This window comes from Mesobacillus stamsii (assembly GCF_030814065.1).
GTDB classification, from domain to species: Bacteria; Bacillota; Bacilli; order Bacillales; family Cytobacillaceae; genus Mesobacillus; species Mesobacillus stamsii.
In genome coordinates this window covers 131,935-154,932 of the sequence record NZ_JAUSUN010000001.1, presented here as the reverse complement: position 1 = coordinate 154,932, position 22,998 = coordinate 131,935, and the positions used below count along the sequence as shown (strand labels likewise).

Genomic DNA, 22,998 nt, shown 5'->3' with positions numbered 1-22,998 from the left:
AAGCAGAAAAATTATTCAGTAACCTGCTACCATATCGATTAGGAGGAGTCAAAAAGTGGGAGCTATCAGGATCAAAACTGCTATTCCGGGTCCGAAGGCGAAGGCACTGCTGGAAAGAAAAGAGAAAAATATTCCCGGAGGTCCATTTAATACGATCAAATCGTTTGCTGAAAGCGGAGAGGGTGCATTATTAACGGATGTTGACGGGAACAGATTCATTGACTTTGCAGGGGCAATCGGGACGCTGAATGTCGGGCATTGTCCGCTTGAAGTTGTGACTGCACTTCATAAACAAATTGACCGTTATCTCCATCCTTGTTTTCATGTGATGATGTATGAACCTTATATTGAACTGGCGGAATTGCTAAACGAAATTACCCCTGGCGATCATGACAAAAAAACTTTTTTCCTGAGCAGCGGTGCCGAAGCAGTCGAGAATGCGGTGAAAATTGCCAGGAAATTTTCCGGCAGAAAAGGAATTATTTCGTTTGAGCGTGCATTCCATGGAAGGACCTATATGGCAATGTCACTGACTAGTAAGGTGAAACCATACAAGTACCAGTTCGGTCCATTTGCACCAGAAACCTATAAATGGCCATATCCTGTCTATTCGCAGGAGAAAAGCATGTCTCCGGAGAAGCTAGATGCATCTATTTTGAAGAAGTTTGAGCTATTCTTCCAGAGTGAGGTGCCAGGAACAGAAATAGCCGCGGTGATCATGGAACCTGTCCAGGGGGAAGGAGGATTTAACATCCCTTCAAAGACTTTTGTGCAGGCTGTAAAAAAAATATGTGAACAGTATGGAATTCTCTTTATTGCGGATGAAATTCAAACTGGTTTTGGCAGGACAGGAAAGCTGTTTGCAATGGAACATTTCGGAGTGGTACCAGATCTGATCACCATGTCAAAATCAATAGCAGCCGGACTTCCAATCAGCGCGGTGACAGGGCGGGCTGAAATCATGGATTCCGCCGGGGTTGGGGAAATTGGCGGAACGTATGGCGGAAGTCCTCTCGGATGTGTTGCAGCAATAGAAGTCGTTAAAATGATACAGGAGCAAAACCTTCTCGAAAAAGCAATTTTGTTTGGGGAAAAATTCCAGGAAAGATTTGGAACGCTGTTAAAGCAATTCTCTGAAATTGGCGAAATCCGGTCTTTAGGAGCAATGTGCGCACTCGAATTTTTCGATCAAACCGGTCAGCCGAATGGACAGATTGTTAAGGAAATACTTGCGAAGGCTCATCAGCGCGGATTGATTTTAATGAGCGCAGGCCTTTATGGCAACGTCATCAGGCTTCTTGCTCCGCTTGTTATTACGGACGAACAAAGGGAGGAAGGATTTGATGTCCTTGAGTCAGTGATTTTTGAATGCTGCAAGCAGCAGGAGGGATAAGATGAAACAGAATTTATGGATCAATGGAGAAAATGTGGAAGCGGAAAATTACCGTCCATTGTTTAATCCTTATACAGGAGGTCAAATAGCCGAAGTAGCAGATGCTACTAGCGCAGAGGTAAACAGAGCAATCGACTCTGCAGCTGAAGCGGCGGGGCAAATGGCGGAAATGAATGCCTATAACCGCGCCGATATTCTTCGAAGAGTGGCCGATTATATCGCCGAAGACCGGGAAGAATGTGCCAAACTGATCGTTGAGGAATCCTCCAAACCATTGAAAGCAGCACGGGCAGAGGTCGACCGGACTATCATGACCTATACATTTGCCGCAGAAGAAGCGAGAAGAATTCAAGGAGAAACAATCCCAATGGATGCAGCTCCTGGCGGCGAGGGTCGGATCGCCTATACGGTTAAAGAGCCGCTTGGGGTCATCGCCGCGATTACCCCATTTAATTTTCCGATGAACCTCGTTGCCCATAAGGTCGGACCAGCGATTGCAGCGGGAAATACAGTCGTTCTGAAGCCAGCGAGCCAGACGCCATTATCTGCCTTTAAAATCGCCTCATACTTCCATAAGGCAGGATTGCCGGCAGGTGCCCTTAATGTAGTGGCGGGCAGCGGGAAAAGTGTCGGCGACGTCTTGATTACCGACGATCGTGTGAAAAAAGTGACATTTACCGGTAGTCCCGAAGTCGGTACGTATATTCGTGAAAAGGCTGGATTGAAACGAGTAACGCTTGAACTAGGTGCGAACTCTGCATTGATTGTCGACGAAGGAACAGACCTTAGTAAGGCAATGCCAAGAATCGTGACGGGTGCCTTCTCAAATCAGGGGCAGGTTTGCATATCGATCCAGCGAATTTACGTCCATGAAAATATTGCCGAGGAATTTGTTTCGCAGTTCGTCAAAGAAGCAGGGCGCCTTAAAGTGGGCGACCCAATGGAAGAAGAAACAGATGTCGCTGCCATGATCAGTGCGGGGGATGTGCAAAGGGCCCTATCCTGGATCCACGATGCAGTGGGGCAAGGAGCCGAGCTTGTCCTCGGTGGGGAGAGCGAACAGCAGGTCTTAAAGCCTACTGTGCTTCTGAATGCAAAACCGACTGATAAAATTTCCTGTGAGGAAGTTTTTGCGCCAGTTGTCCATATCAACACATACAAAGACTTTGATGATGCCATCACCCAGGTCAATGAATCGCAGTTTGGCCTTCAGGCAGGTGTTTATACGAATGATCTTCAAAAAGCTTTCCGTGCGGCCAAGAATCTGCACGTTGGCGGTGTGATGATCAATGATATTCCAACTTTCCGGGTTGACCATATGCCTTATGGTGGTGTCAAACAAAGCGGGACCGGAAGGGAAGGAGTCAAGTACGCTGTTGAAGAAATGACTGAACTGAAGCTTGTATCATTCAAACTAGATTGAACCGAAAGCCTGGTCTGAAAGCCAGGCTTTTCATCTACAGACACATGGGGGAATGGCAATGCGTTTAGCGGAAACGATCGTTGTATCAAATACGAATAGCAAGATGACTGTTTATCTCGACAAACAAAACAAACGAGTGAGAGTAGAAGATTATTTGGGCAACTTATCGGAAGTTTTGAAACGAGCAGAAGAGCTGGCGGCGAACGAAAAGGTTGATAAATTGATTATTAAAGGAAGAAGAGAACATTTTACGCAGCTACTTGAGTATGGGTATCGTTTTGAGGCAAGCATTGATGGCTTTTTCCTTGGTTCTGATTGCCTATTCTTTTCAAAGTTTTTTAGTGATGAAAGAAAAGCAACACCGCATTGGACCGAAGAGGAGGGAATCATAAAAACGGTCTTTCGGTTGGCTGAGACCGACGAGAAGCTCCCTCTTCCTGGTGCATATGTGATGAAGAAACTGCATCAAGCAGATGTCCACGGCTTATCCAAGTTATACAAAGAAGTCTTTCAAATCTATCCAACCCCGCTAAACGACCCGGATTATATTGTCAAAACAATGACAGAAGGCAGTATTTACTATGGATTTGTCGATGATGGCCAGATTGTAAGCGCGGCTTCCGCTGATGTGGACCTTTTTTACAAAAATGCGGAAATAACTGATTGCGCGACAGCAAAAGAGCATAGGAAGCATGGCTTGATGAAAGTCCTCCTCGCTCGCATAGAGGCAGAACTGATCGAGAAAGGGATCTTTTGCGCTTATTCCATTGCGAGGTCATTATCATTCGGTATGAATGCGGCATTGCATCAATTGGGCTATGCCTATCGTGGCAGGCTGGTGAACAATGTTTATATTTACAATAAAATGGAAAATATGAACGTTTGGTCGAAGGATTTGGCAAAAGCGCCAAATTTTAGGCAGTAGAATACAGTTTTTCGGCATTCTGTCCTATACTTAATATGGGAGTGTGATGGCTTGAATTCCGTATTCAATGTTACTGAAGAAATCTTGAGCGCAATATTGAAATGCATCGATGAGGCTATCCATGTCGTCAATACAGAAGGTATCACGATATTTTATAATCAAGTGGCAGCAACCCATGATGGATTGAAAATTAGCGAAGTTATTGGGAAGCCGCTCTTGAGTGTTTTTCCTTCACTGAATAATCAATCCAGCACCTTATTGAAGGTGATCGAAACAAAAAAGCCGATCTATCATGAAACACAAGCCTTTGTTAATTTGCACGGAAGGAAAATTGAAACAGTCAATACAACTCTGCCAATTTTTGTCGAGGGAGAACTGATAGGGGCTGTTGAGATTGCCAAAGATTATTCGAGGATAAAACAGCTTTCTGAACGTCTGGTCGAAATTCAAAAGGATTTAACACCCCGGAATGGCATGGCTGTAAAGCAGCAGGTCGGCTATACGTTCCGTGACGTGCTGACGATAAATCAGTCGTTTATAAACGTCAAAAAAAAGGCTGAAAAACTGGCGAAATCTGATTCTCCCATTCTGGTTTATGGGGAAAGCGGTACTGGGAAAGAACTCTTCGTCCAGTCCATCCATCATGCTTCAAAGCGGGTATCAGGCCCGTTCATAACCCAAAATTGTGCCGCCATACCCGAAAACCTGCTGGAAAGTATTCTATTTGGAACCTCTAAAGGAAGTTATACCGGAGCAGTGGACAGGCCAGGACTTTTCGAGCTGGCAAACGGAGGGACGCTATTTCTCGATGAGCTGAATTCGATGCCGTTCGGCCTCCAGGCTAAATTGCTGCGCGTTTTGGAAGATGGGGCAGTCAGAAGAATCGGAAGCACGAAAGTGACGTCGGTGAATGTCAGGGTCATCTCTGCGATGAATGTCTACCCGAAGAAGGCGATGGAAGAAAACAAGCTGCGGACCGACCTCTTTTATCGGCTAAATGTTTTAACGTTCGAATTGATTCCTTTAAGGCAGAGAAAGGAAGACATCCTTTTTTTGAGCGAACTTTTTATAAGCCATTACAATTTTGAGTTGAGGAAGCAGGTTACCGGGTTGGATGAAAATGTGAAGTCTACTTTCCTTACCCATCTTTGGCCTGGAAATGTACGCGAACTGAAGCATACAATTGAGTACATGATGAATGTCTGTGAAGGGGACCAACTGACTGTTGCTGATCTTCCACTAATGTTGAAAAATTTTGCCCAAAAGCCAGGGAACAGCATTTCTGGATTGGCATTGCGAGAAAATCTGAAGGAATTTGAAGTGCAATTGATCAGGAATGCGCTTGAAATATCCGGAGGAAAAATCCACCAGGCAGCAATTCTGCTCGATATTCCAAGACAAACTCTGCAATACAAAATAAAGAAATTAAATATCCATTGAGTCATAATCTGCCGAACTTTCGGCAGGTTATTTTTTTAAAAGAATAAGAAAATATAAAATTCCTCTGAGAATTGTTCAGCTCCAGTGCTTTTCTTACCAGAATAAGTGCTTTCTATCACAACGGGAATGATGGATTTCGATATATTGGACTATTATGGCATGAAACTTGCTTTATAAAAACGTATCAAAAGTTAGGGGGAAACGGAATGAAACAAACATTATATAAGCCAGCAAGGCATTGGAAAGAGATCGAGCTCTGGAAAGATGTAACCGAAGAGCAATGGAATGACTGGCTATGGCAGCTTACCAATACAATCAGGACGCTAGATGATTTGAAAAAAGTCATCCATTTGACTCCTGAAGAAGAAGAAGGAGTCCGGATCTCAACAAAAACGATCCCGCTCAATATCACACCCTATTATGCTTCACTAATGAATCCAGATGATCCTCGCTGCCCGGTAAGGATGCAGTCCGTCCCTATATCCAAGGAAATCCACAAAACAAAATACGATTTAGAAGATCCGCTGGACGAAGATGAGGATTCGCCTGTACCAGGCTTGACTCATCGATATCCTGACAGGGTATTGTTCCTTGTTACCAATCAATGTTCTATGTACTGCCGATATTGTACCCGCCGCAGATTTTCTGGACAAATCGGCATGGGGGTTGCAAAAAAACAGCTGGATGCGGCAATCCACTATATTAGGAACACTCCAAAAGTACGCGATGTGCTAATTTCAGGTGGCGATGGCCTACTGATCAACGACAACATCCTTGAGTATATTTTGAAAAATTTGCGCGAAATTGATCATGTGGAAATCATCCGCATAGGTACCCGGGCACCTGTCGTATTTCCGCAGCGCATTACCGAGAATCTCTGTTCCATCCTCAAAAAATATCATCCGATTTGGCTGAATACCCATTTCAATACATCAATCGAAATTACCGAGGACTCAAAACGGGCCTGTGAAATGCTTGCAAATGCAGGCGTTCCCGTTGGAAATCAATCGGTCATCCTTGCAGGCATTAATGACAGTGTCGCCATCATGAAACAGCTGATGCATGACCTTGTGAAAATGCGCATACGCCCTTACTATATTTACCAGTGCGATCTATCCGAAGGGATTGGCCATTTCCGTGCTCCTGTGACAAAGGGTCTTGAAATTATCGAAGGCTTAAGAGGCCATACATCCGGTTATGCCGTACCTACATTTGTAGTGGATGCACCTGGTGGAGGAGGAAAAATCTCCTTGCAGCCAAACTATTTGATTTCCCAAAGTCCGGAAAAAGTTGTGCTGAGAAATTTCGAAGGTGTCATTACCTCTTATCCTGAACCTGAAAATTATGTTCCAGGCAAAGCGGAAGGATACTTTAAACAGGTATATCCTGATTACGAGCAGAAAAAATCCAATACTGGAATTGCAGCCATTATGAATGACAGTGAATTCAACTTACTTCCAGAAGGACTTAGCAGGATTGATCGCCGTGAAAAGTACGAGGAAGACCCAGCTCATGCATCCCTTAAGGATAGACGGGAAAAGCGGGATGAACTGAAAGAAAAGAAATTCAGAGCACAACAAATAAAAACAACTCAAGAACAAGAATCCCAGGAGACGTTCTCAACAGGAGAGGGAAGTGAATCATGACAAAGTGCGAATGGTGCAGCAGTGAAAAGATCAAACCAGTCACAGACAAAGTCTATTGGGAACTTCCGGATGGAACGAAAGCAATCGAAATTGAGGGTACACCAGCAGTCCATTGTCTTGACTGTCAAATGACATACCAGACTGAATGGATCACAAAGGAAATCGAAGACCAGTTGTTCTTAATCGACACGAAAAAACTGGCCAAAATCATCACCTTCGAAGAATTGATGGAACAGCCAAGATTACTGAAGCGAAATTACTTTGATTTTACATCATGAACTGTGGCAATTTTAATGATGAATAGTATATGGGCATTGCTGGAGATGGAAAAATCAGCAAGATGGCAATAAAAGCGGCACCTTTTCAGATTGGGAAGGTGCTCAAAGCTTTCTTATATGTGGACGGACAGTGAACAATTCGATATAGTATGGACAGACAAATTATATCATTAGGCAGGCGTTCATATATGTATAAAAGTTTTTATCACTTTCTGATGAAATATCGGTCCACAAAACCAATGGAAGCGATCAGCAGGTTCGCAAACGCTGCTTACGATGATCTAGCCTTTCCAAAAAACTCCGAAAACTATGATGAAATAAGTTCCTATTTGGAAATGAACGGACAATATCCTGAAAGCATGTCTGTCTTTGATGAGGCATGGGAGGAATATATTTTAACAGAAAGCTGAACAGGCGAAAATATATTCAAGTATCATTCATCCTCCAGCTGGGCGTGGCGATTTTTTAGAATGGTGCATATACTGTGGTAACACAATTCACGACTCATCGTTTTAGGAGATGGAGGAAATGGAAAAACGGAAGCAACCTAAGTTTCACATTGGTGATACAGTCGTGATCACTATTTACGGTACCGTTGGGAAAGTGACCGATATAAAGTGGCTTGATGGCCTTCATGTATATGAGATAAATAAGAGCGAAGGTTTGTATTTAGAAACCAGTTTGCAGCGGATCTCTGAATATGAAGGGAAGCTGATCGAGCAGGAAAAGATCGATATCGAGTATAAATACTTCTTCGGCGATATCGTCCATGTAAAAGGATATGATTCGGACTTGTTTAGAGTGGTTGGTTTCAGGACGGAAATATGGCGTTATAAGGAAGATGCTTGGGAGGATGTAATATATGAACTCTCGAGGATTCATGATGGGGAATGGCTTGAAGCTGGAGAAGAAGAACTGAAACTCGTGGCAGATTCGGAAAGTGCAGACACCTTTATTCAAAAACTGGGATTTTTGTTTTCTGCTAAGAAAGACGTGAAGCCATCGGGAAACCTCGATATAATATCCCGTCAGCCCCGTGCAGGGGAAAAGGAAGAATTGCGAAAAATCATTAGTAGAAGGATGACAATTGATCATTTGCTTGATATTTACAATGACTACCGGATATTATATAAATGGTTCAAAGATGAGGAGTATGCCCATGTAATGCGAGTGATCATCCGCAAGCTGTCCATGCTTGTTAACAATGATGGAAAAAGCCATGTTTAAAAACGATTTGAAAACTCGAGCAGTAAATAAATAAAATAGGGAATTCCAGCCGATAGAAAAATCTTAAATAGGACATTTACGATTCTGCCAAATAACTCTACAATCACACTGTTTTCTTTATTGACATCCTTAACGAACATCTCTGTAAACGTAACTATTGCCTTCATGAAACATCACCTCGTCATTGATTTATTCCATTCTATGCTTGTCCAAAAAAGGTCAGAACAATTTTCTGAGAAACGATCATACTCGGCATGAAACAGGGGAATCTATCATACATTTGGAATAAAGGGGGGCGAATCTGTGAAAGAGATTGAGGTTATAATCGATACAGAGGAGATTGCTGAATTTTTCTTTCATGAACTGGTAAAAAGGGGATACGTTCCCACGGAGGAAGAACTAGAAGAAATCGCGGATATCACCTTTGAATATCTGATTGAAAAATGCATCATCGATGAGAAGGATGAAATGGATTGAGAAGAACACAGATGGAAAGGGCTGATTTCGATGAATCAGCCTTTTTATTGATCAAAGAAAATGTAAACCTTGCAGCAAAAGCTTCAGGATACAATTGTACGATACTGCTGAAAATTTTCATGTGACGATGAAGCCAAAGCTTCATCGTCATTTTTCTATCCTTGTTTCTTTCGTCCTTTAGCTGAAAATTCCTTGCCGTGTGCTTCTTGCTCGGCAGCGATTGCTTCAGGTGGGATATGGTTGTTTTTCTTAGGTGAATTGATGCGATTGCGATGTTTTTTACCCATTAGCTCAATCTCCTTCATGTCTTTTTTTAAGTACTCTGTATTAGAGAATGTTTTATTTCAGCTTCGGTAAAGCTATTCCTAGCTTGCTCTTTTAACAAAATTGTCATGAAACGAAGATTTTCCTGCTTAACTATATTATGGTATAGTTTTGAGGTAGCAACCTATAGGATGGAGGATTATTTGAATGAGTGTACATATTGGTGCGAAAGAAAATGAAATTGCAGAAACCGTATTGCTTCCCGGGGATCCGTTGAGGGCAAAATACATTGCCGAAACATTCCTTGATGATGCAAGGTTATATAATGAAGTCAGAAATATGTTTGGATACACAGGGACTTACAAAGGAAAGCGGGTTTCTGTGCAAGGAACTGGCATGGGAGTGCCATCCATTTCCATCTATATCAATGAGTTGATGACTGGTTATAATGTACAAAACCTAATACGCGTGGGCACTTGTGGAGCTATCCAAAAGGATGTCAAAGTCCGCGACGTTATTTTGGCAATGAGCGCATCCACTGATTCGCAAATGAACCGTCTTACTTTTGGCGGAGTGGACTATGCAGCTACGGCAAACTTTGATTTGTTATATAAAGCTTACAACACCGGCCTGGAAAAAGGCTTGAACCTTAAAGTGGGCAATGTTTTCACAGCTGACCAGTTCTACAATGATCATGCAGAATTAGAAAAATGGGCCCAGTATCAAATTTTAGCGGTTGAAATGGAAACCACAGCCCTCTATACTCTGGCGGCAAAATTCAATCGCAAAGCTCTTTCGATCCTGACAGTCAGTGATCATATCTTGACGGGGGAAGAAACGACCTCAGAAGAACGCCAAACAACCTTTAATGACATGATCGAAGTAGCACTTGAAGCAGCCATCAAAGAATAATCATTTTTGAATACCCTTTCCTCCTCAGGATAGGGTTTTATTCGTTAATGGGAAAAAAGGCCATTCGTAAGTTTGCTGAAAAATGTTAGAATGATGGTATTGTTTAAAAGTTTAAAGATGGGTGGAAATAATGAAAAAAATTGTTCTTGCAATCGCGATACCGATATTGTTAATTGGCTGTGCACCTGTGGAGCCTTATTTAGAGAAAATACCTTATTTGGGTGAAAAATTAGTTGTAAAAGATAAACAGAAAGAGCTACCAACAGAAGTCTCGCAGCCAGAAAAGACCAACACGGAACCCGAAACTCCACAGCAACAGAAGCCAGAACAAGAAGGATTGACACTTGAAGCTGCCTATTTTAATGTGATTCAGAATGCGGATGGGAAAAATATAATTCAAAACCCCCAGAACACATTGGCGCTTGTCAATAAGATCTTTGGATTGCCAGGAAATTATATTCCCGAAGACTTGGTCAGGCCGAAAGTACAATTCTCTTTTGGAGATGAAAAGCTTGAAAAGAGCTTAATGAGGAAAGAGGCAGCGGAAGCAATGGAAACCATGTTCGCAGCAGCTAGGAAAGAAGGAATGGAACTAGCTGCCGTTTCCGGGTACCGATCATATGCCAGACAGGAAACACTGTTCAAAGCTGAGGTTAATCATGTAGGGGAAGAAAAGGCGCTCGAGGCAGTCGCAAAGCCCGGAACCAGTGAACATCAAACAGGCTTGACAATGGATATCTCAAGCAGAAGCAATCAATTTAATCTGAATGAACAATTTGGATCAACAAAAGAAGGAATTTGGCTGGCCAACAATGCTCATAATTATGGCTTTATCTTAAGATATCCAAAAGGAAAGGAAGATTTGACCGGCTATATGTATGAACCATGGCATTTTCGGTATGTTGGCATCAAAGTGGCAACAGAAATTTATAAGAATAACTGGACGCTTGAAGAATATTTTGATAACGTCAAGAAAATATAGGAGGGCCTGACTGCAAGTCGGGCTTTTTGATTTAAACAAGCTCAATTTCGCAACATACCGCGATTTACATCCGAAAAATTACTCAACTTTGCAAAGAAAAAACAAATATTTTCATTGATTAATATACTATACAGGGGTATAGTAAATGGTGAAGAAACAATAACAAAACGAAAATCAGTGGGAAACGGGGTGTAATCGATGAAAGAACAAATGACTGTTGATATTACAGGCATGACGTGCGCTTCCTGCTCCACAAGGATTGAAAAAATCCTCAATAAAATAGATGGGGTCGAAGCAACTGTAAACCTGGCGATGGAAAGTGCCTCCGTACAATACGATAACGAAAAAATCAAAGCAGATGAAATTTTCGCCAAGATAAATGATCTAGGGTATGGCGTCAGAGTCGATAAAATGGATTTAGATGTATTCGGCATGACCTGTGCGGCCTGTTCCACCAGGATTGAAAAGGTTCTGAACAAAATGGGTGGAATGAAGTCAGCCACTGTCAATCTGGCTACTGAATCTGCAACAGTAGAGTTCAACAGTGCGGTCCTATCGGTGGATCAAATTATCGCAAAGATACAGAATCTTGGCTATGATGCCAAGGAAAAGGTTCAGCGGGAAGCAAAGGCATTGCAAAAAGAAGAGGAAATTCACGCGAAGAAAAGGAAATTATTGCTCTCCATTCTTTTGTCGCTTCCGCTGTTGTACACAATGATTGGTCATTCTCCTTGGGATACTGGCTTGCCGATGCCGCAGCTGCTGATGAATCCATGGTTTCAATTGCTACTGGCGACACCAGTCCAATTCTGGATTGGCGGCCAATTTTATGTAGGTGCCTATAAGTCGTTAAAAAACAAAAGCGCCAATATGGATGTCCTTGTTGCTCTTGGTACTTCCGCTGCCTATTTTTATAGTCTTGTAGAAGCTATCAAAACAATCGGCAATCCGAATTATATGCCTCATTTGTATTTTGAAACGAGCGCAGTACTGATCACTCTGATTCTTGTTGGAAAACTGTTCGAGGCGCTTGCAAAAGGTCGCACAACCGAAGCAATTTCGAAGCTTTTAAACCTGCAGGCGAAGGAAGCGACCGTTATCAGAGATGGCGAGGAGATAAAAATCCCGATCGAGGATGTAAAAGTCAATGATACAGTCCTTGTGAAGCCTGGAGAGAAGATTCCGGTAGATGGCAAGGTGGTAACTGGACAGTCAGCAGTTGATGAAGCTATGATTACAGGGGAGTCTATCCCAGTTGAAAAATCTGCAGGCGATACTTTAATCGGTGCAACAATCAATAAAAATGGTACCTTGACAATGACGGCAACTAAGGTGGGGAAAGACACTGCCCTAGCAGGCATCATCAAGGTAGTTGAAGATGCACAAGGAAGTAAGGCGCCAATCCAGCGTGTAGCAGACCAAATTTCCGGTATCTTTGTACCAATCGTCGTTGCGATAGCGCTCGTCACATTCCTTGTCTGGTATTTCTTGATCACCCCGGGAGATTTTGCATCTTCCCTTGAAACAGCAATTGCTGTACTCGTTATCGCCTGTCCTTGTGCACTTGGACTGGCAACCCCAACCTCCATTATGGTGGGAACAGGGAAAGGTGCGGAAAATGGGATCTTATTTAAGGGCGGTGAGCACTTAGAAACTACCCACAAAATTAATGCGATTGTTCTTGATAAAACGGGAACAATTACTAAAGGGAAACCAAGTGTAACCGATATAGAAATTTTCGGCGAAAAAGAAAAGGTCCTTCAGTATTTGGTATCAGCCGAGAAGTCATCAGAACATCCTCTTGCTGAGGCGATTGTAGAGTATGGCTCCGTAAATCAAATTGACGTCGTTCAGGTCGATGAATTTTCCGCGATACCAGGACACGGAATTCAAGCAGTTATCATGGGCGAAAAAGTTCTAGTCGGAACCAGAAAGTTAATGAAACAAACAGGAGTCGTATTTGACAAATACGAAGATCAGCTGGAGAAGCTTGAGACGGATGGAAAAACAGCCATGCTGATTGCCATCGATCATGAAGTGAACGGGATAGTTGCCGTGGCAGATACTGTCAAAGATACAGCCAAAACGGCGATTGAAGAGCTAAAATCCATGGGCATTGAAGTATATATGCTAACCGGTGACAATAAGCGTACTGCTCATGCAATCGCCTCACAGGTCGGCGTCGATCATGTCATCGCAGAAGTACTGCCAGAAGAAAAGGCAAACCATGTGAAAGAGCTTCAGCTAAAAGGGATGAAAGTCGCAATGGTTGGTGATGGAATCAATGACGCACCCGCCCTTGCCCTTGCCGATATCGGGATAGCGATTGGAACAGGGACCGATGTCGCCATTGAAGCTGCTGATGTTACCATTCTTGGTGGAGAATTGACCTTGATTCCTAAAGCAATATCATTAAGTAAACAGACCATGCGAAACATCCGGCAAAATTTATTCTGGGCACTGGCATACAACTCAGCTGGTATCCCGATAGCTGCTTTGGGACTACTGGCGCCATGGTTAGCTGGAGCGGCAATGGCATTTAGTTCTGTTTCTGTAGTGACTAACTCCCTTCGTTTGAAGCGGATTAAGTTATAAAATTTTTAAATAAGAGAGGAAGAATGAAAATGGAAAAAACAACTTTACAAGTATCAGGTATGACTTGCGGACACTGTGAAAATGCAGTCAAAAACGCAATAATGGGTGTCGATGGTGTTGCTAGCGTAATGGTTTCATTATCAGAGGGAACTGCTGAAGTAGAATACGATGCTTCGAAAGCAGAAATTAGCAAAATGAAGGCAGCGGTTGAAGAGCAAGGCTACGATGTAGAATAGACTTTAAAAGAGGCTGGCAACTAGTTCAAGAAATGGACATTGCCAGCCTTTTTTGTGTTTTAGGAATAAAGCAATTATGAAATTGATTCACATTAGGATATTTCATATTTAAAGCCCTTTTTTCTGTTAAATTCACGTTAAAAATGTTATTCTAATCATTAAGGATTTTAAGCTTGATTGGAAAGTGGTGAAAAGGTTGGATCAGCAAAATAAAAATGAAGAAAACAAACAAGAGCTTGATGGCCAGAACAAGGCAGAAGAAACAGAAACCAAAAATAGTTTTCTTCAGATTAAAAAGTTCCACTTTGCAATGCTGTTGTTTGTTCTTGTCTTTTTAACTGCAGGAATTACTACTTTTGCGCTTGCTTTCGGCGACGACAAGCCAGCAGTGCAGGTTATCAAGGATAGGGAAGAATTTGAAAAGCTTTACGACGCATATGATACATTGAAAAAGGAATATTACCAGGATGTTGATCAGGACCAACTGATCAATGGGGCGATTGACGGCATGCTTTCTTCATTGGATGATCCGTATTCGGATTATATGAGCCAAGAAGATGCGAAGAATTTCCATCAAAGTCTGTCGTCCTCATTTGAGGGGATTGGCGCGGAAATTCAGGAGAAAGATGGCTCCATTTCCATCGTCACTCCCCTAAAAGGATCTCCAGCGGAAAAAGCAGGACTCAAACCAGAGGATAAAATAATCTCGGTTGACGGCAAAAGTCTTCAAGGCATGAGTACGACTGAAGCCGTGGCGCTCATTAGGGGTGAAAAAGGGACTGATGTAAAGTTGTCCATTCTTCGCCAAGGGGCAGAAAAACTGGTGGATATAACGGTCACCCGAGACACGATTCCGATTGAAACCGTATATGGAGAGATGGTTGAGGATGGAATTGCTAAAGTGCAGATAACGAATTTCTCACAAAACACTTCGAATGAATTAGTAACTATTTTAAATGATTTAAAAAAGCAGGGGATGAAAGGGCTTGTCTTGGACCTTCGCCAAAATCCAGGCGGACTTCTTGATCAGGCAATCAAAATATCAAGTCTATTTGTTCCTGAAGGAGAGATCCTATTTCAGGTGGAAGACCGCAATGGCAATGTCAAGAAGTATCCATCTGAAAATAAAAATAGCAACGAACTTCCTCTCGTAGTGGTCATCGATAAAGGAAGCGCCAGCGCATCGGAAATTCTTGCGGGAGCTGTTAGTGAATCTGCCGACGTTCCTTTGGTGGGTGAAAAATCATTCGGCAAAGGCACTGTCCAGCGAGCAGAAGATTTTTTAGACGGTTCAAATATGAAATTTACAACAGATAAATGGTTGACACCTAAAGGGAATTGGATCCATAAAAAGGGTATTAAACCAGACTATGAAGTGGCTATGCCAGAGTACGCTTCCCTGCCGTTTATCGACCCAGAAACAGAATTGACCGTGTCAACCGCATCAGATCAAGTAAAATCAGCTCAAAAAATGCTGAAGGCGCTTGGTTATGACCCAGGTAGGGAAGATGGTTTCTTTGATGAAAAAACGAAGCAAGCAGTCAGCAAATTTCAAACATCAAAAAAGATCGAACCAACAGGGATTCTGAAAGGAAGCACAACAATCGAACTAATGAATGCGTTGCGAGAACAGCTTAGCAAAAATGATCCGCAAATCCAGAAGGCGCTTGAAGTATTAAAGCAAGAGATGGCGAAATAACCGTCGAGTAACGTGAGGGAGTGCCTATCTGCCATAATGCAACTTAAAAATCTCCAGCTTTTGCTGGAGATTTTCGCTATTTTGTTAGTTCGTAAATTAGACGAAGCGAATCTTGCCTTACCGCTCGCCGAATTTGGCGAAGGTTTTTTCATCCTCTACTAGACCGCAGGCAGCACATTGGATTTTCAGTTCTGGGCCTTTATAAGGAAGATGAAAGGGATCCAATTGGTCATTCGAATACTGTTCAACAATCTCGCCAGATTGCGGATTCAATTTAACAGGCTGAGGAATCTGGGAAATCATATTGAATCTGGTCCGATTGGTCTTGCAATTAGGACAACGATATGGTTTGCTCATAATTTAGCTCCTTTTCAGTCATTTATCGTTATTTTTTGCATTGTCCTGCGCAATTATGTAACGATACAAAGTACAGACACGGAAAACCGTCCAGGAGGCAACAAAAATGAAGGCAGAAGAATATGAACAATTGCTAGATGAGTACAGAAGGATTTGGAACAATCGTCGGCTCGGGTCAGCTCAGACGCCAGCAGAGACTCTTAAAGGAGCGATAGTAAGGGATTTAAAAGATGAGAACACTCATCCGCGCGCAAGAAAATCACTGAAAGATAAATACTATCTTGCAACAAAGAGGATTATCGAATCATCTTTGTCAACTGATAGCAAAGTCATGTTAATTCGATTGCATTTGGAAATCGCCGATGCTATTCAACGGGATGACGCAAAGTAAGAGTCCAAATTGGCAATCGTTTTTTTCTTGCAGTCAGCAGAATAGAATGTTTCTGAACAAAAAAGATAGTTTACGCCCTTTTTTATTGAGAAAAATATCATCATGCCCCTTGCTTTTATACCCCTAATGGTATAAAATCTATCTTATAAGTTCAGTGATGAACAAGAATTTATAAGAGGTGAAGAGTAGTTGCTAACAGGTTTAATCATCGTTCTCCTATTGTTAACCTTGATCTTCAACCGCTATGTACCCGTTAGGAATCTTCAAGTGGTAAATGGCGATGAGCATGGAGCAATATTTGTCGACCTGAGAGATTATCAGGATTCAGCTAAGAATCCCGTCAATGGAGCAATTAATATTCCATGTGGGTATTTAAAAAGATATATTAAGGAAATTCCGAACGAACAAATTATCCTCATAGCTTCCAATGAAATCGAAAAAAATTTTGGAGCAAGATTGCTGAAAAAATACGGCTATGATGTCAAGGGTTATACCATTACTGGACCATCACAATAGGAGGTGGCTTAAGTGGAGTACAATAAAGAAATAGTCAATCGGCTGAAAAGGATTGAAGGACAGGTAAGGGGCAGCATCCGCTTATTAGAAGAACAGGAAGAATGCAAGTCAGTCGTAACTCAGCTGTCAGCAATCCGCTCTGCAGTTGATCGCACAATTGCCTTGATCGTCAGCAAGAATCTTGAACAATGCTTGATCACTGATTTGCAGGAGGGACGGGAGACGTCCCAAGCCGTTAACGATGCAGTAGACCTGCTTGTCAAAAGCAGAAAATAAATCAATTTCTGTCTTGACAATGTGATTTTTGTCACTTAAAATACCCGTATAGGTATAAAGATAGAGTAAGATAATCCTTTTTTCTCCATATGAACTACTATAAAGCTAATGAGGTGTAACTGGATGGATGTAGTATTAAATGTATTAATCGTTGTTTTAGCTGTGGCGTTTTTATGGTGGCGCTTTGCTCCCACGAAAGGTGTGAATCAGATCACGACAGCGCAGCTTCGCGAAATGGTGAAGACAAAGGCTGCTGGAACTCAATTTGTCGATGTGAGAACTCCTGGAGAATACAAAGGGAACCATATTAAAGGGTTTAAAAATATCCCACTTCAGCAGCTGGCAAATCGCACAGGAGAACTTTCTCAGGAAAAAGATGTAGTAGTTATTTGTCAGAGTGGCATGCGAAGCAGCCAGGCAAGCAAGTTATTGAAAAAAGCTGGATTTAAAAATGTAACGAATGTAAAGGGCGGCATGAGTGCCTGGTAATGGTTGAGGAGGAAAAGAAGAATGCGTCAAATGACACCACTAGAAGTGCAAAAAAAATTAAATTCTAATGAATTTGAAGTTGTCGACGTTCGCGAGGTAAGTGAAGTTGCCCAAGGGAAAATTCCTGGTGCGATTCATATTCCGCTCGGACTTATTGAGTTCAGGATGAACGAACTGGACAAAAACAAAACGTATGTATTGGTTTGCCACTCTGGGGCCCGCAGTTCAAGAGCAACACAATTTCTTGAGTATTACGGATATAATGTGATTAATATGCAAGGCGGCATGATGTCCTGGCAAGGTCCAACTGAATAATAATACAAAAGAGACGGCCAAGGCTGTCTCTTTTTGCATGATCTTTTGCTCGTTCAGCTACGGTCGATTTCATAGTTTTATCACAAATTAGCGATATAATGATTGAAGATACTTGTGGAAGAAAAGGAGTTCATTATGAAGCGGACTAATTTGTTAGCGGCAGTGGTTTTCACTGCTTTGTTATCTGCCTGTTCTTTCGAATCATATACACCAATTTCAAAGGATTCTTCTATTATATCGACAGTGAATATTAAGGAAATGACCGTTTCTTTTTATGATATGGATCAAGAAGAAAAATTGCCTGATTGGGAGGTTGACCGCCCCTATATTGGCGGAATGATCCTTCCAGATAAGGATACGCTTCTATTATACGGAAAAACCTTGGATACGGCTGATCTTTATTCATTAAGCAAAGGGGAAAAAATTGATTCTTGGGAAACAGGGGAAGGGATCGTTAACTCTTTGTTAGTAGGGGATGGGAAAATAGCTTTTGCTGATCAAAATCGTGAGAGCATCCGCTTTTTTGATATTAATGGGAAAGAAGTAAATGAGGTGGGAGCGATAAAAGACCCTTTGACCATGCTTGAAGCAGAGGACAAACTTTATGTTGTCAGCTACAACCAGGAGAAGGTTACTGTTATTGATTTACAGAAAAATGAGAAGCTTCCAGGATTTAAAGTTCACCCTGCAGCAGCAGGAGCTGTCATGAATACAGAAAAAAACGAGTTATGGATTGGCGGACATGGTAAAGGAACCGAAATTGAAGAGCGGATTCATATTTATGATTTGGCAACCGGAACGTTAAAAAAAGAGATCCCCGCTCCTGTCATGCCAGTGGATTTTACAAAAATCGCAGACGATATTTTTGTTTTGAGCCATGGATCCAATACGCTGTATAAATTATCGGGTGACGGAAAAAAGGAAGATTCAATCAAAGTAGGTGCAAATCCGTTTGAAATGGAAGCCTTTGAGGATAAGCTGATTGTTGCTGGTTATGATAGCAACGAGGTGTATATCATTAATCCCGAAAGCTTAAAAATAGAAAAGACGCTGAAAGTTGGCGATGGCCCATTTCAAATAGTTACGAGGGAGAGATAACCAGATGAATTCCGTAAAAGTTCTGATCATCGATGACGAAGAGGATATGCGTAATCTCGTTCAAATGTATTTGGAAAATTCAGGTTTTTCATGTGTTCATGCAGCGGATGGCGTAGAAGGCTTAAGGAAGCTGCAAGAACAACCTTTCGACCTGGTGATTCTTGATATTATGATGCCATATGAGGATGGCTTTGCTGTCTGTGGAAAAATACGAGCTTTTTCCCAGCTTCCAATCATCTTTTTATCAGCTAAAGGAGAGGAATGGGATAAAGTGAAGGGTCTCCAGCTAGGAGGGGATGACTACATAGTTAAGCCATTTAGTCCAGGAGAGCTAGTAGCAAGAATCAATGCACTGTTAAGAAGGACTTCATTTGTTAAGAATGAAGATGAGAAAATGAATGTTGGAAAAATCACGATCGATCAAAAGGGAAGAAGGGTTAGTGTTGGCAGTGAAATTATTCCGCTGACGCTTAAAGAATTTGAGCTGCTTGTCTTTCTCGTTAAGCACCAGGGCCAGGCCCTTAGTAGAGAACAACTGCTAGATTATGTATGGGGAATGGATTACCATGGCAGTTTAAGAACCGTGGATACTCATATTAAGACACTGCGTATGAAACTTGGTACAGGTGATTACATACAAACAATATGGGGAGTCGGATATATGTTTGAGGTGCCGGCAGGATGACCACTTTTTCAGACAGCCTATTTAAAAAGTTATGGCTGACGGTAACTGTGACAATCTTGATCACGGTTTTCTATTCGTTTTTCTTATCTTACCTATTTTATGAGAAACTGTATGTCGATATTGTGGAACAATCGTTATTGGAAGAAGGGTACCGCCTTGCAAGCGACTATCAAGGTGGACCGCTGTCGGAGGATATGAAGCAACAAGTGGAGTGGTACAATGAAAAATCAGAATCAGAGGTTTTTCTAGTCAGCAATCCTAAAGAGTTAAGTGCCTGTCTGCCCTATGCGATTGATTATCAGACACTAATTGGCCAAGATGAACGGCAGCAGTTATTAAAAGGTGAGCCAGTAATAAAATCTGGTTTCGAAGAGAGATTCGGGCGCAAAATTCTTGCGGTGGCTATTCCTCTGCTTGATCACAGCAGGCTGGAAGGGATTATTTACTTATATGTTCCGTTAGCAAAGATTTCCGAATTAACCGTTGATTTTTCGATCCTCTGGCTGATTGGCGGAGTACTGTTTATTGTTATAGGCGCTTTTCTTGGGTTTAAAATGCTTCACCGGCTTACAAGGCCGCTTGCCGCAATGAAACAGGCAGCCGAAAAAGTATCTGATGGAGATTATTCGGCCCGTGTGGACATTCAATCGAATGATGAGATTGGCGAGCTTGCCAAGGCCTTTAACCATATGTCTGAATCCGTTCAAAAGGAAGATGAAAAAAAGCGCGAGTTCCTTGCGGATGTATCCCATGAACTGAGGACCCCTATCAGCTATATAAAAGGTTATAGTGAAGCATTGGAAGCAGGAATAATCAAAGATCCTGAAGAAAGAAATAAATACTTAAAACTCATCAACAGGGAGTCTGGCCGAATCGTGAAAATCGTCGAGGACTTACTTGATCTTTCACGGCTGGATGCCGAAGAATACAAGCTTGTAAAAAGCCCGTTTTCACTGGCTCAGCTTATTGAAGATTTTCTTCTCAAATATGGACCTGCTATGAGGGAAAAAAATATCAGCCTGTCACTGAATCTCGATCCAGATATCATTATTAACGGAGACGAAGGCAGGCTCGAACAAATCTTGCAGAATATCATCGATAACTCTATTCGCTATACTGAAAAAGATGGAATGATCTCCATCAGGCTTTACAAACATCTGTATGGCTGCGCAGTTGAAATCCAGGATACAGGGACTGGAATACCGGCTGAAGATATTGCCAAGCTGACAAATCGCTTTTACAGAGTAAATAAGGCAAGATCTCGATCAGATGGTGGAACAGGATTGGGGCTGGCTATCGTGGATAAATTAGTAAAGCTTCATGATGGTAGGATGGAGATTACGAGCGAGCTCGGAAAAGGTACTACCATTCATCTCTATTTTCCGGTAATAGAGTGATCAAAAGAATTATTAGTTCGTACTTTAGAAAGCTATAAGAGAGGGAAAAAGAATGAAACGAATATGGATAACAATCATAGCGGTGGTGCTTGGGCTGTTAACAACAGCTTGTACTCAAGCTCCACCTGAAGAAGAGCCGCAATTTTTAGAAGTCAATCTGACAGCCAATCCTGAGAGAGCAGAGAAGGGAGAAGAGATTACCTTCGAGGCGAAAGTTTCCTACGGTTCGGAACAAGTAAAAGATGCAGACGAGGTTAAATTTGAGATTTGGCGTTCTCAAGCGGAGGAACATGAAAAAATTGTTGTAGAACATGCAGAAAAAGGGATCTATCGATTGAAGAAATCGTTTGAAGAAGAAGGGACTTACTATATTATTTCGCATGTGACTGCAAGACGCATGCATAATATGCCGAAAATTGAGTTTGTTGTTGGCAATCCTAGTGCGCCAGAAGATGGTAGCTCTACCGACATGAAAATGGAAGACAAAGATTAACTGAATATACACAGATGATTTGTGATTATTTCCTAAATCTAATGTTCCAATTGGGAGGGCAATAGACGTTACCAAGGAATAACTAAACGAGCTGGGCTTAGAAATTTCAAAGGAAAAAACCCGAGAGGTCAACTTTCAAGAAAGATAATTTTGACTTCTTAGGGTTCACCTTTCATCATTGGAAACCTGAGAATAACGAAGTTAACCAACATAAGTTGTTCACTTTGTGAACACCTCTTTGTAATTATTTAAAAGAACATGTTCTTCCGTTGCATATTTTTTGTGGATGTTGACTAGGCATACTATAAAAGTAATAACATTTTTAATCGGGCATCATAATGAAATGAACAACCATTACCCTCTTAAAATAGGGGTCACTTTATTAATGGCTTCTTGTAATTTTTTACTATTTTTGCTATACATTTGCTTAGCTTCCTTTACTTCTGTTCCAAGAGCGAACAATTCTAGGTCCGCCTGGCACTTTTTCATAGTCGAAAGGATTAAAGTTTTTTCTTGTGGGGAAGAGACTTGAATTTTATCATTAAAAAGGTCAATAGTTAATTGTCCATAGGAATCTATCTGTCCAAGAAAAACATTCTCAATGGTAACCCCTTGTTTTTCAAGCTCAGTTTTTAACCAACTCCGGTTTCGACCAATCGTGGATAAAGGCTCATCCAAGATTTTTCCATCCATAATGACGGTCTGCGGTTCCTTAACAGATGCAACAGTTAAATTTACATCTTTCGGGGTCAATGGTTGATTTTCTTTCTTTAGCATAACGCTCAGATCTCCAGTTGGCTCTAATAATGCAAATTCCACATCAGCTACCCTAAATATATCCCTTTTTCGAAGCAATTCTAGCAACTCATCGGTTGTGTATTTTTCCTTTTTTAAATTCTCCTCCATGATTTTCCCATCTTTAATAAAAACAGTTGCTCTCCCTTCTATGAAATCTCGAAAGGTTTTGCTTTTTAAGGAAAGCATATCAGCTAAAAAGGGTATTGCTGAGAAGACCACGATTCCGATAATCCCATTAAATATGTTACGTTCAAGTCCTGTGATAACTTCTGCGCCAATACTTCCAATTGTAATACCTACAACATATTCAAAAAAAGAAAGTTCAGAAAGTTGCTTTTTCCCTAACCATTTTGTGATTAAAAACAGGACTACGACAAATAATAATGACCGTATTACCACATCTAACCATTCAGGCACTACTTACCCCTCCTACAAAAGAATGTTTTATCTTAAAAGCCTTTGTATTGAAACTCTTCTCGCTCCAATTCCCCAACTCGTTTTTTCAAATCAGTTATCACCTCATGTACGACCATCATGGTTTCATGCAATGTACGCTTTGATTCATAGTCCTGTGTCCGTAACGCTAAACTGGATAAATCAGCTTCAATACCTTTTAGACTTGCAAGAGATTGCTTTACTTTCGATGCTACAGTCATCCTACATCCTCCTTATCCTTTGGGTTCATG

At 41.6% G+C, this 22,998-nt stretch carries 29 protein-coding genes; 24 read left to right on the top strand and 5 right to left on the bottom strand.

The window, feature by feature from the left end; translation table 11 throughout:
* Nucleotides 1-55 precede the first annotated feature (55 nt).
* The 8 genes from gabT (at nucleotide 56) to yodN (ending at nucleotide 8,332) form a co-directional block, all read left to right on the top strand.
* Nucleotides 56-1,393 carry a 4-aminobutyrate--2-oxoglutarate transaminase gene (gene gabT, locus J2S25_RS00830; protein ID WP_307190984.1) on the top strand — a complete coding sequence of 446 codons (1,338 nt, stop codon included), beginning with the start codon at nucleotides 56-58 and terminating at the stop codon, nucleotides 1,391-1,393.
* A 1-nt stretch (nucleotide 1,394) separates the two neighbouring features.
* Nucleotides 1,395-2,816, top strand: a complete 1,422-nt coding sequence (locus J2S25_RS00825) for an aldehyde dehydrogenase family protein (protein ID WP_307190983.1) — start codon at nucleotides 1,395-1,397, stop codon at nucleotides 2,814-2,816.
* Between the two features lie 58 nt (nucleotides 2,817-2,874).
* A complete protein-coding gene (gene ablB, locus J2S25_RS00820) occupies nucleotides 2,875-3,741 on the top strand; it encodes a putative beta-lysine N-acetyltransferase (protein ID WP_307190982.1) in 867 nt (288 codons plus the stop codon).
* A 51-nt stretch (nucleotides 3,742-3,792) separates the two neighbouring features.
* Nucleotides 3,793-5,181 (top strand): sigma-54 interaction domain-containing protein, encoded by a 1,389-nt coding sequence (locus J2S25_RS00815; protein ID WP_307190981.1) that lies wholly within the window; start codon nucleotides 3,793-3,795, stop codon nucleotides 5,179-5,181.
* Between the two features lie 206 nt (nucleotides 5,182-5,387).
* Nucleotides 5,388-6,827 carry a lysine 2,3-aminomutase gene (gene kamA, locus J2S25_RS00810; protein ID WP_307190980.1) on the top strand — a complete coding sequence of 480 codons (1,440 nt, stop codon included), beginning with the start codon at nucleotides 5,388-5,390 and terminating at the stop codon, nucleotides 6,825-6,827.
* On the top strand, nucleotides 6,824-7,105 hold the full coding sequence (locus J2S25_RS00805; RefSeq protein ID WP_044394400.1) for a YokU family protein: 282 nt from the start codon (nucleotides 6,824-6,826) through the stop codon (nucleotides 7,103-7,105). Before kamA ends, J2S25_RS00805 begins: the two co-directional genes overlap by 4 nt.
* Before the next feature lie 188 nt (nucleotides 7,106-7,293).
* Nucleotides 7,294-7,515, top strand: coding sequence for a YozE family protein (locus tag J2S25_RS00800; protein ID WP_044394399.1), 222 nt, complete (start codon nucleotides 7,294-7,296; stop codon nucleotides 7,513-7,515).
* Nucleotides 7,516-7,633: 118 nt separating this feature from the next.
* Nucleotides 7,634-8,332, top strand: a complete 699-nt coding sequence (gene yodN / locus J2S25_RS00795) for a germination protein YodN (protein ID WP_307190979.1) — start codon at nucleotides 7,634-7,636, stop codon at nucleotides 8,330-8,332.
* Here the strand turns inward: yodN and J2S25_RS00790 are convergent.
* Entirely contained in the window at nucleotides 8,329-8,499 is a 171-nt protein-coding gene (locus tag J2S25_RS00790; RefSeq protein ID WP_157841630.1) for a hypothetical protein, read from the bottom strand. The two genes, yodN and J2S25_RS00790, sit on opposite strands and share 4 nt — an antisense overlap.
* A gap of 136 nt (nucleotides 8,500-8,635) precedes the next feature.
* On the opposite strand from J2S25_RS00790, the gene J2S25_RS00785 reads away from it, so the two are divergent.
* Nucleotides 8,636-8,809: a YozD family protein gene (locus tag J2S25_RS00785; protein WP_084221838.1), complete on the top strand. Its 174-nt coding sequence runs from the start codon at nucleotides 8,636-8,638 to the stop codon at nucleotides 8,807-8,809.
* Nucleotides 8,806-8,934 (top strand): hypothetical protein, encoded by a 129-nt coding sequence (locus tag J2S25_RS00780; protein WP_277813886.1) that lies wholly within the window; start codon nucleotides 8,806-8,808, stop codon nucleotides 8,932-8,934. Before J2S25_RS00785 ends, J2S25_RS00780 begins: the two co-directional genes overlap by 4 nt.
* A 30-nt stretch (nucleotides 8,935-8,964) precedes the next feature.
* On the opposite strand, the gene yoyE is transcribed toward J2S25_RS00780, so the two are convergent.
* Nucleotides 8,965-9,096 (bottom strand): protein YoyE, encoded by a 132-nt coding sequence (gene yoyE, locus J2S25_RS00775; RefSeq protein ID WP_277813885.1) that lies wholly within the window; start codon nucleotides 9,094-9,096, stop codon nucleotides 8,965-8,967.
* A 184-nt stretch (nucleotides 9,097-9,280) separates the two neighbouring features.
* Here yoyE and deoD point away from each other — a divergent pair, with 184 nt between their 5' ends.
* The 5 genes from deoD to J2S25_RS00750 all read left to right on the top strand — a co-directional run bounded on the left by deoD (nucleotide 9,281) and on the right by J2S25_RS00750 (nucleotide 15,497).
* Nucleotides 9,281-9,985 (top strand): purine-nucleoside phosphorylase, encoded by a 705-nt coding sequence (deoD, locus tag J2S25_RS00770; protein WP_044394397.1) that lies wholly within the window; start codon nucleotides 9,281-9,283, stop codon nucleotides 9,983-9,985.
* Between the two features lie 130 nt (nucleotides 9,986-10,115).
* A complete protein-coding gene (locus J2S25_RS00765; RefSeq protein WP_307190978.1) occupies nucleotides 10,116-10,967 on the top strand; it encodes a M15 family metallopeptidase in 852 nt (283 codons plus the stop codon).
* A gap of 198 nt (nucleotides 10,968-11,165) precedes the next feature.
* Nucleotides 11,166-13,562: a heavy metal translocating P-type ATPase gene (locus J2S25_RS00760; RefSeq protein WP_307190977.1), complete on the top strand. Its 2,397-nt coding sequence runs from the start codon at nucleotides 11,166-11,168 to the stop codon at nucleotides 13,560-13,562.
* Between the two features lie 29 nt (nucleotides 13,563-13,591).
* Nucleotides 13,592-13,798: a copper chaperone CopZ gene (gene copZ, locus J2S25_RS00755; RefSeq protein WP_044394394.1), complete on the top strand. Its 207-nt coding sequence runs from the start codon at nucleotides 13,592-13,594 to the stop codon at nucleotides 13,796-13,798.
* Nucleotides 13,799-13,994: 196 nt separating this feature from the next.
* Complete coding sequence (locus J2S25_RS00750) at nucleotides 13,995-15,497, top strand: lmo1851 family serine protease (RefSeq protein WP_307190976.1); 1,503 nt, start codon at nucleotides 13,995-13,997, stop codon at nucleotides 15,495-15,497.
* Nucleotides 15,498-15,614: 117 nt separating this feature from the next.
* Here the strand turns inward: J2S25_RS00750 and J2S25_RS00745 are convergent, their stop codons facing one another.
* Nucleotides 15,615-15,854 carry a hypothetical protein gene (locus J2S25_RS00745; protein ID WP_044394392.1) on the bottom strand — a complete coding sequence of 80 codons (240 nt, stop codon included), beginning with the start codon at nucleotides 15,852-15,854 and terminating at the stop codon, nucleotides 15,615-15,617.
* A 106-nt stretch (nucleotides 15,855-15,960) separates the two neighbouring features.
* Between J2S25_RS00745 and yoyC the strand changes: the two genes are divergently transcribed.
* From yoyC to J2S25_RS00700, 9 genes are all read left to right on the top strand, one after another.
* Entirely contained in the window at nucleotides 15,961-16,245 is a 285-nt protein-coding gene (gene yoyC / locus J2S25_RS00740) for a protein YoyC (protein WP_044394391.1), read from the top strand.
* 189 nt (nucleotides 16,246-16,434) lie between these two features.
* A complete protein-coding gene (locus J2S25_RS00735; protein WP_044394390.1) occupies nucleotides 16,435-16,761 on the top strand; it encodes a rhodanese-like domain-containing protein in 327 nt (108 codons plus the stop codon).
* A gap of 12 nt (nucleotides 16,762-16,773) precedes the next feature.
* Nucleotides 16,774-17,037 carry a metal-sensitive transcriptional regulator gene (locus J2S25_RS00730; protein ID WP_044394389.1) on the top strand — a complete coding sequence of 88 codons (264 nt, stop codon included), beginning with the start codon at nucleotides 16,774-16,776 and terminating at the stop codon, nucleotides 17,035-17,037.
* 123 nt (nucleotides 17,038-17,160) lie between these two features.
* Nucleotides 17,161-17,526, top strand: a complete 366-nt coding sequence (locus tag J2S25_RS00725) for a rhodanese-like domain-containing protein (RefSeq protein ID WP_044394388.1) — start codon at nucleotides 17,161-17,163, stop codon at nucleotides 17,524-17,526.
* Between the two features lie 21 nt (nucleotides 17,527-17,547).
* Nucleotides 17,548-17,841, top strand: coding sequence for a rhodanese-like domain-containing protein (locus tag J2S25_RS00720; RefSeq protein WP_307190975.1), 294 nt, complete (start codon nucleotides 17,548-17,550; stop codon nucleotides 17,839-17,841).
* 135 nt (nucleotides 17,842-17,976) lie between these two features.
* Nucleotides 17,977-18,939: a YncE family protein gene (locus J2S25_RS00715; RefSeq protein ID WP_044394705.1), complete on the top strand. Its 963-nt coding sequence runs from the start codon at nucleotides 17,977-17,979 to the stop codon at nucleotides 18,937-18,939.
* Nucleotides 18,940-18,943: 4 nt separating this feature from the next.
* On the top strand, nucleotides 18,944-19,624 hold the full coding sequence (locus J2S25_RS00710) for a response regulator transcription factor (RefSeq protein WP_044394703.1): 681 nt from the start codon (nucleotides 18,944-18,946) through the stop codon (nucleotides 19,622-19,624).
* Nucleotides 19,621-21,021, top strand: coding sequence for a sensor histidine kinase (locus tag J2S25_RS00705; protein ID WP_307190974.1), 1,401 nt, complete (start codon nucleotides 19,621-19,623; stop codon nucleotides 21,019-21,021). The genes J2S25_RS00710 and J2S25_RS00705 overlap by 4 nt, the downstream gene beginning before the upstream one ends.
* Before the next feature lie 52 nt (nucleotides 21,022-21,073).
* A complete protein-coding gene (locus J2S25_RS00700) occupies nucleotides 21,074-21,514 on the top strand; it encodes a FixH family protein (protein WP_044394698.1) in 441 nt (146 codons plus the stop codon).
* Between the two features lie 354 nt (nucleotides 21,515-21,868).
* Here the strand turns inward: J2S25_RS00700 and J2S25_RS00695 are convergent, their stop codons facing one another.
* Both J2S25_RS00695 and J2S25_RS00690 read right to left on the bottom strand, forming a co-directional pair.
* Complete coding sequence (locus J2S25_RS00695; RefSeq protein ID WP_307190973.1) at nucleotides 21,869-22,729, bottom strand: DUF421 domain-containing protein; 861 nt, start codon at nucleotides 22,727-22,729, stop codon at nucleotides 21,869-21,871.
* Nucleotides 22,730-22,761: 32 nt separating this feature from the next.
* Complete coding sequence (locus J2S25_RS00690; protein WP_044394693.1) at nucleotides 22,762-22,968, bottom strand: DUF1657 domain-containing protein; 207 nt, start codon at nucleotides 22,966-22,968, stop codon at nucleotides 22,762-22,764.
* Between the last annotated feature and the right edge of the window lie 30 nt (nucleotides 22,969-22,998).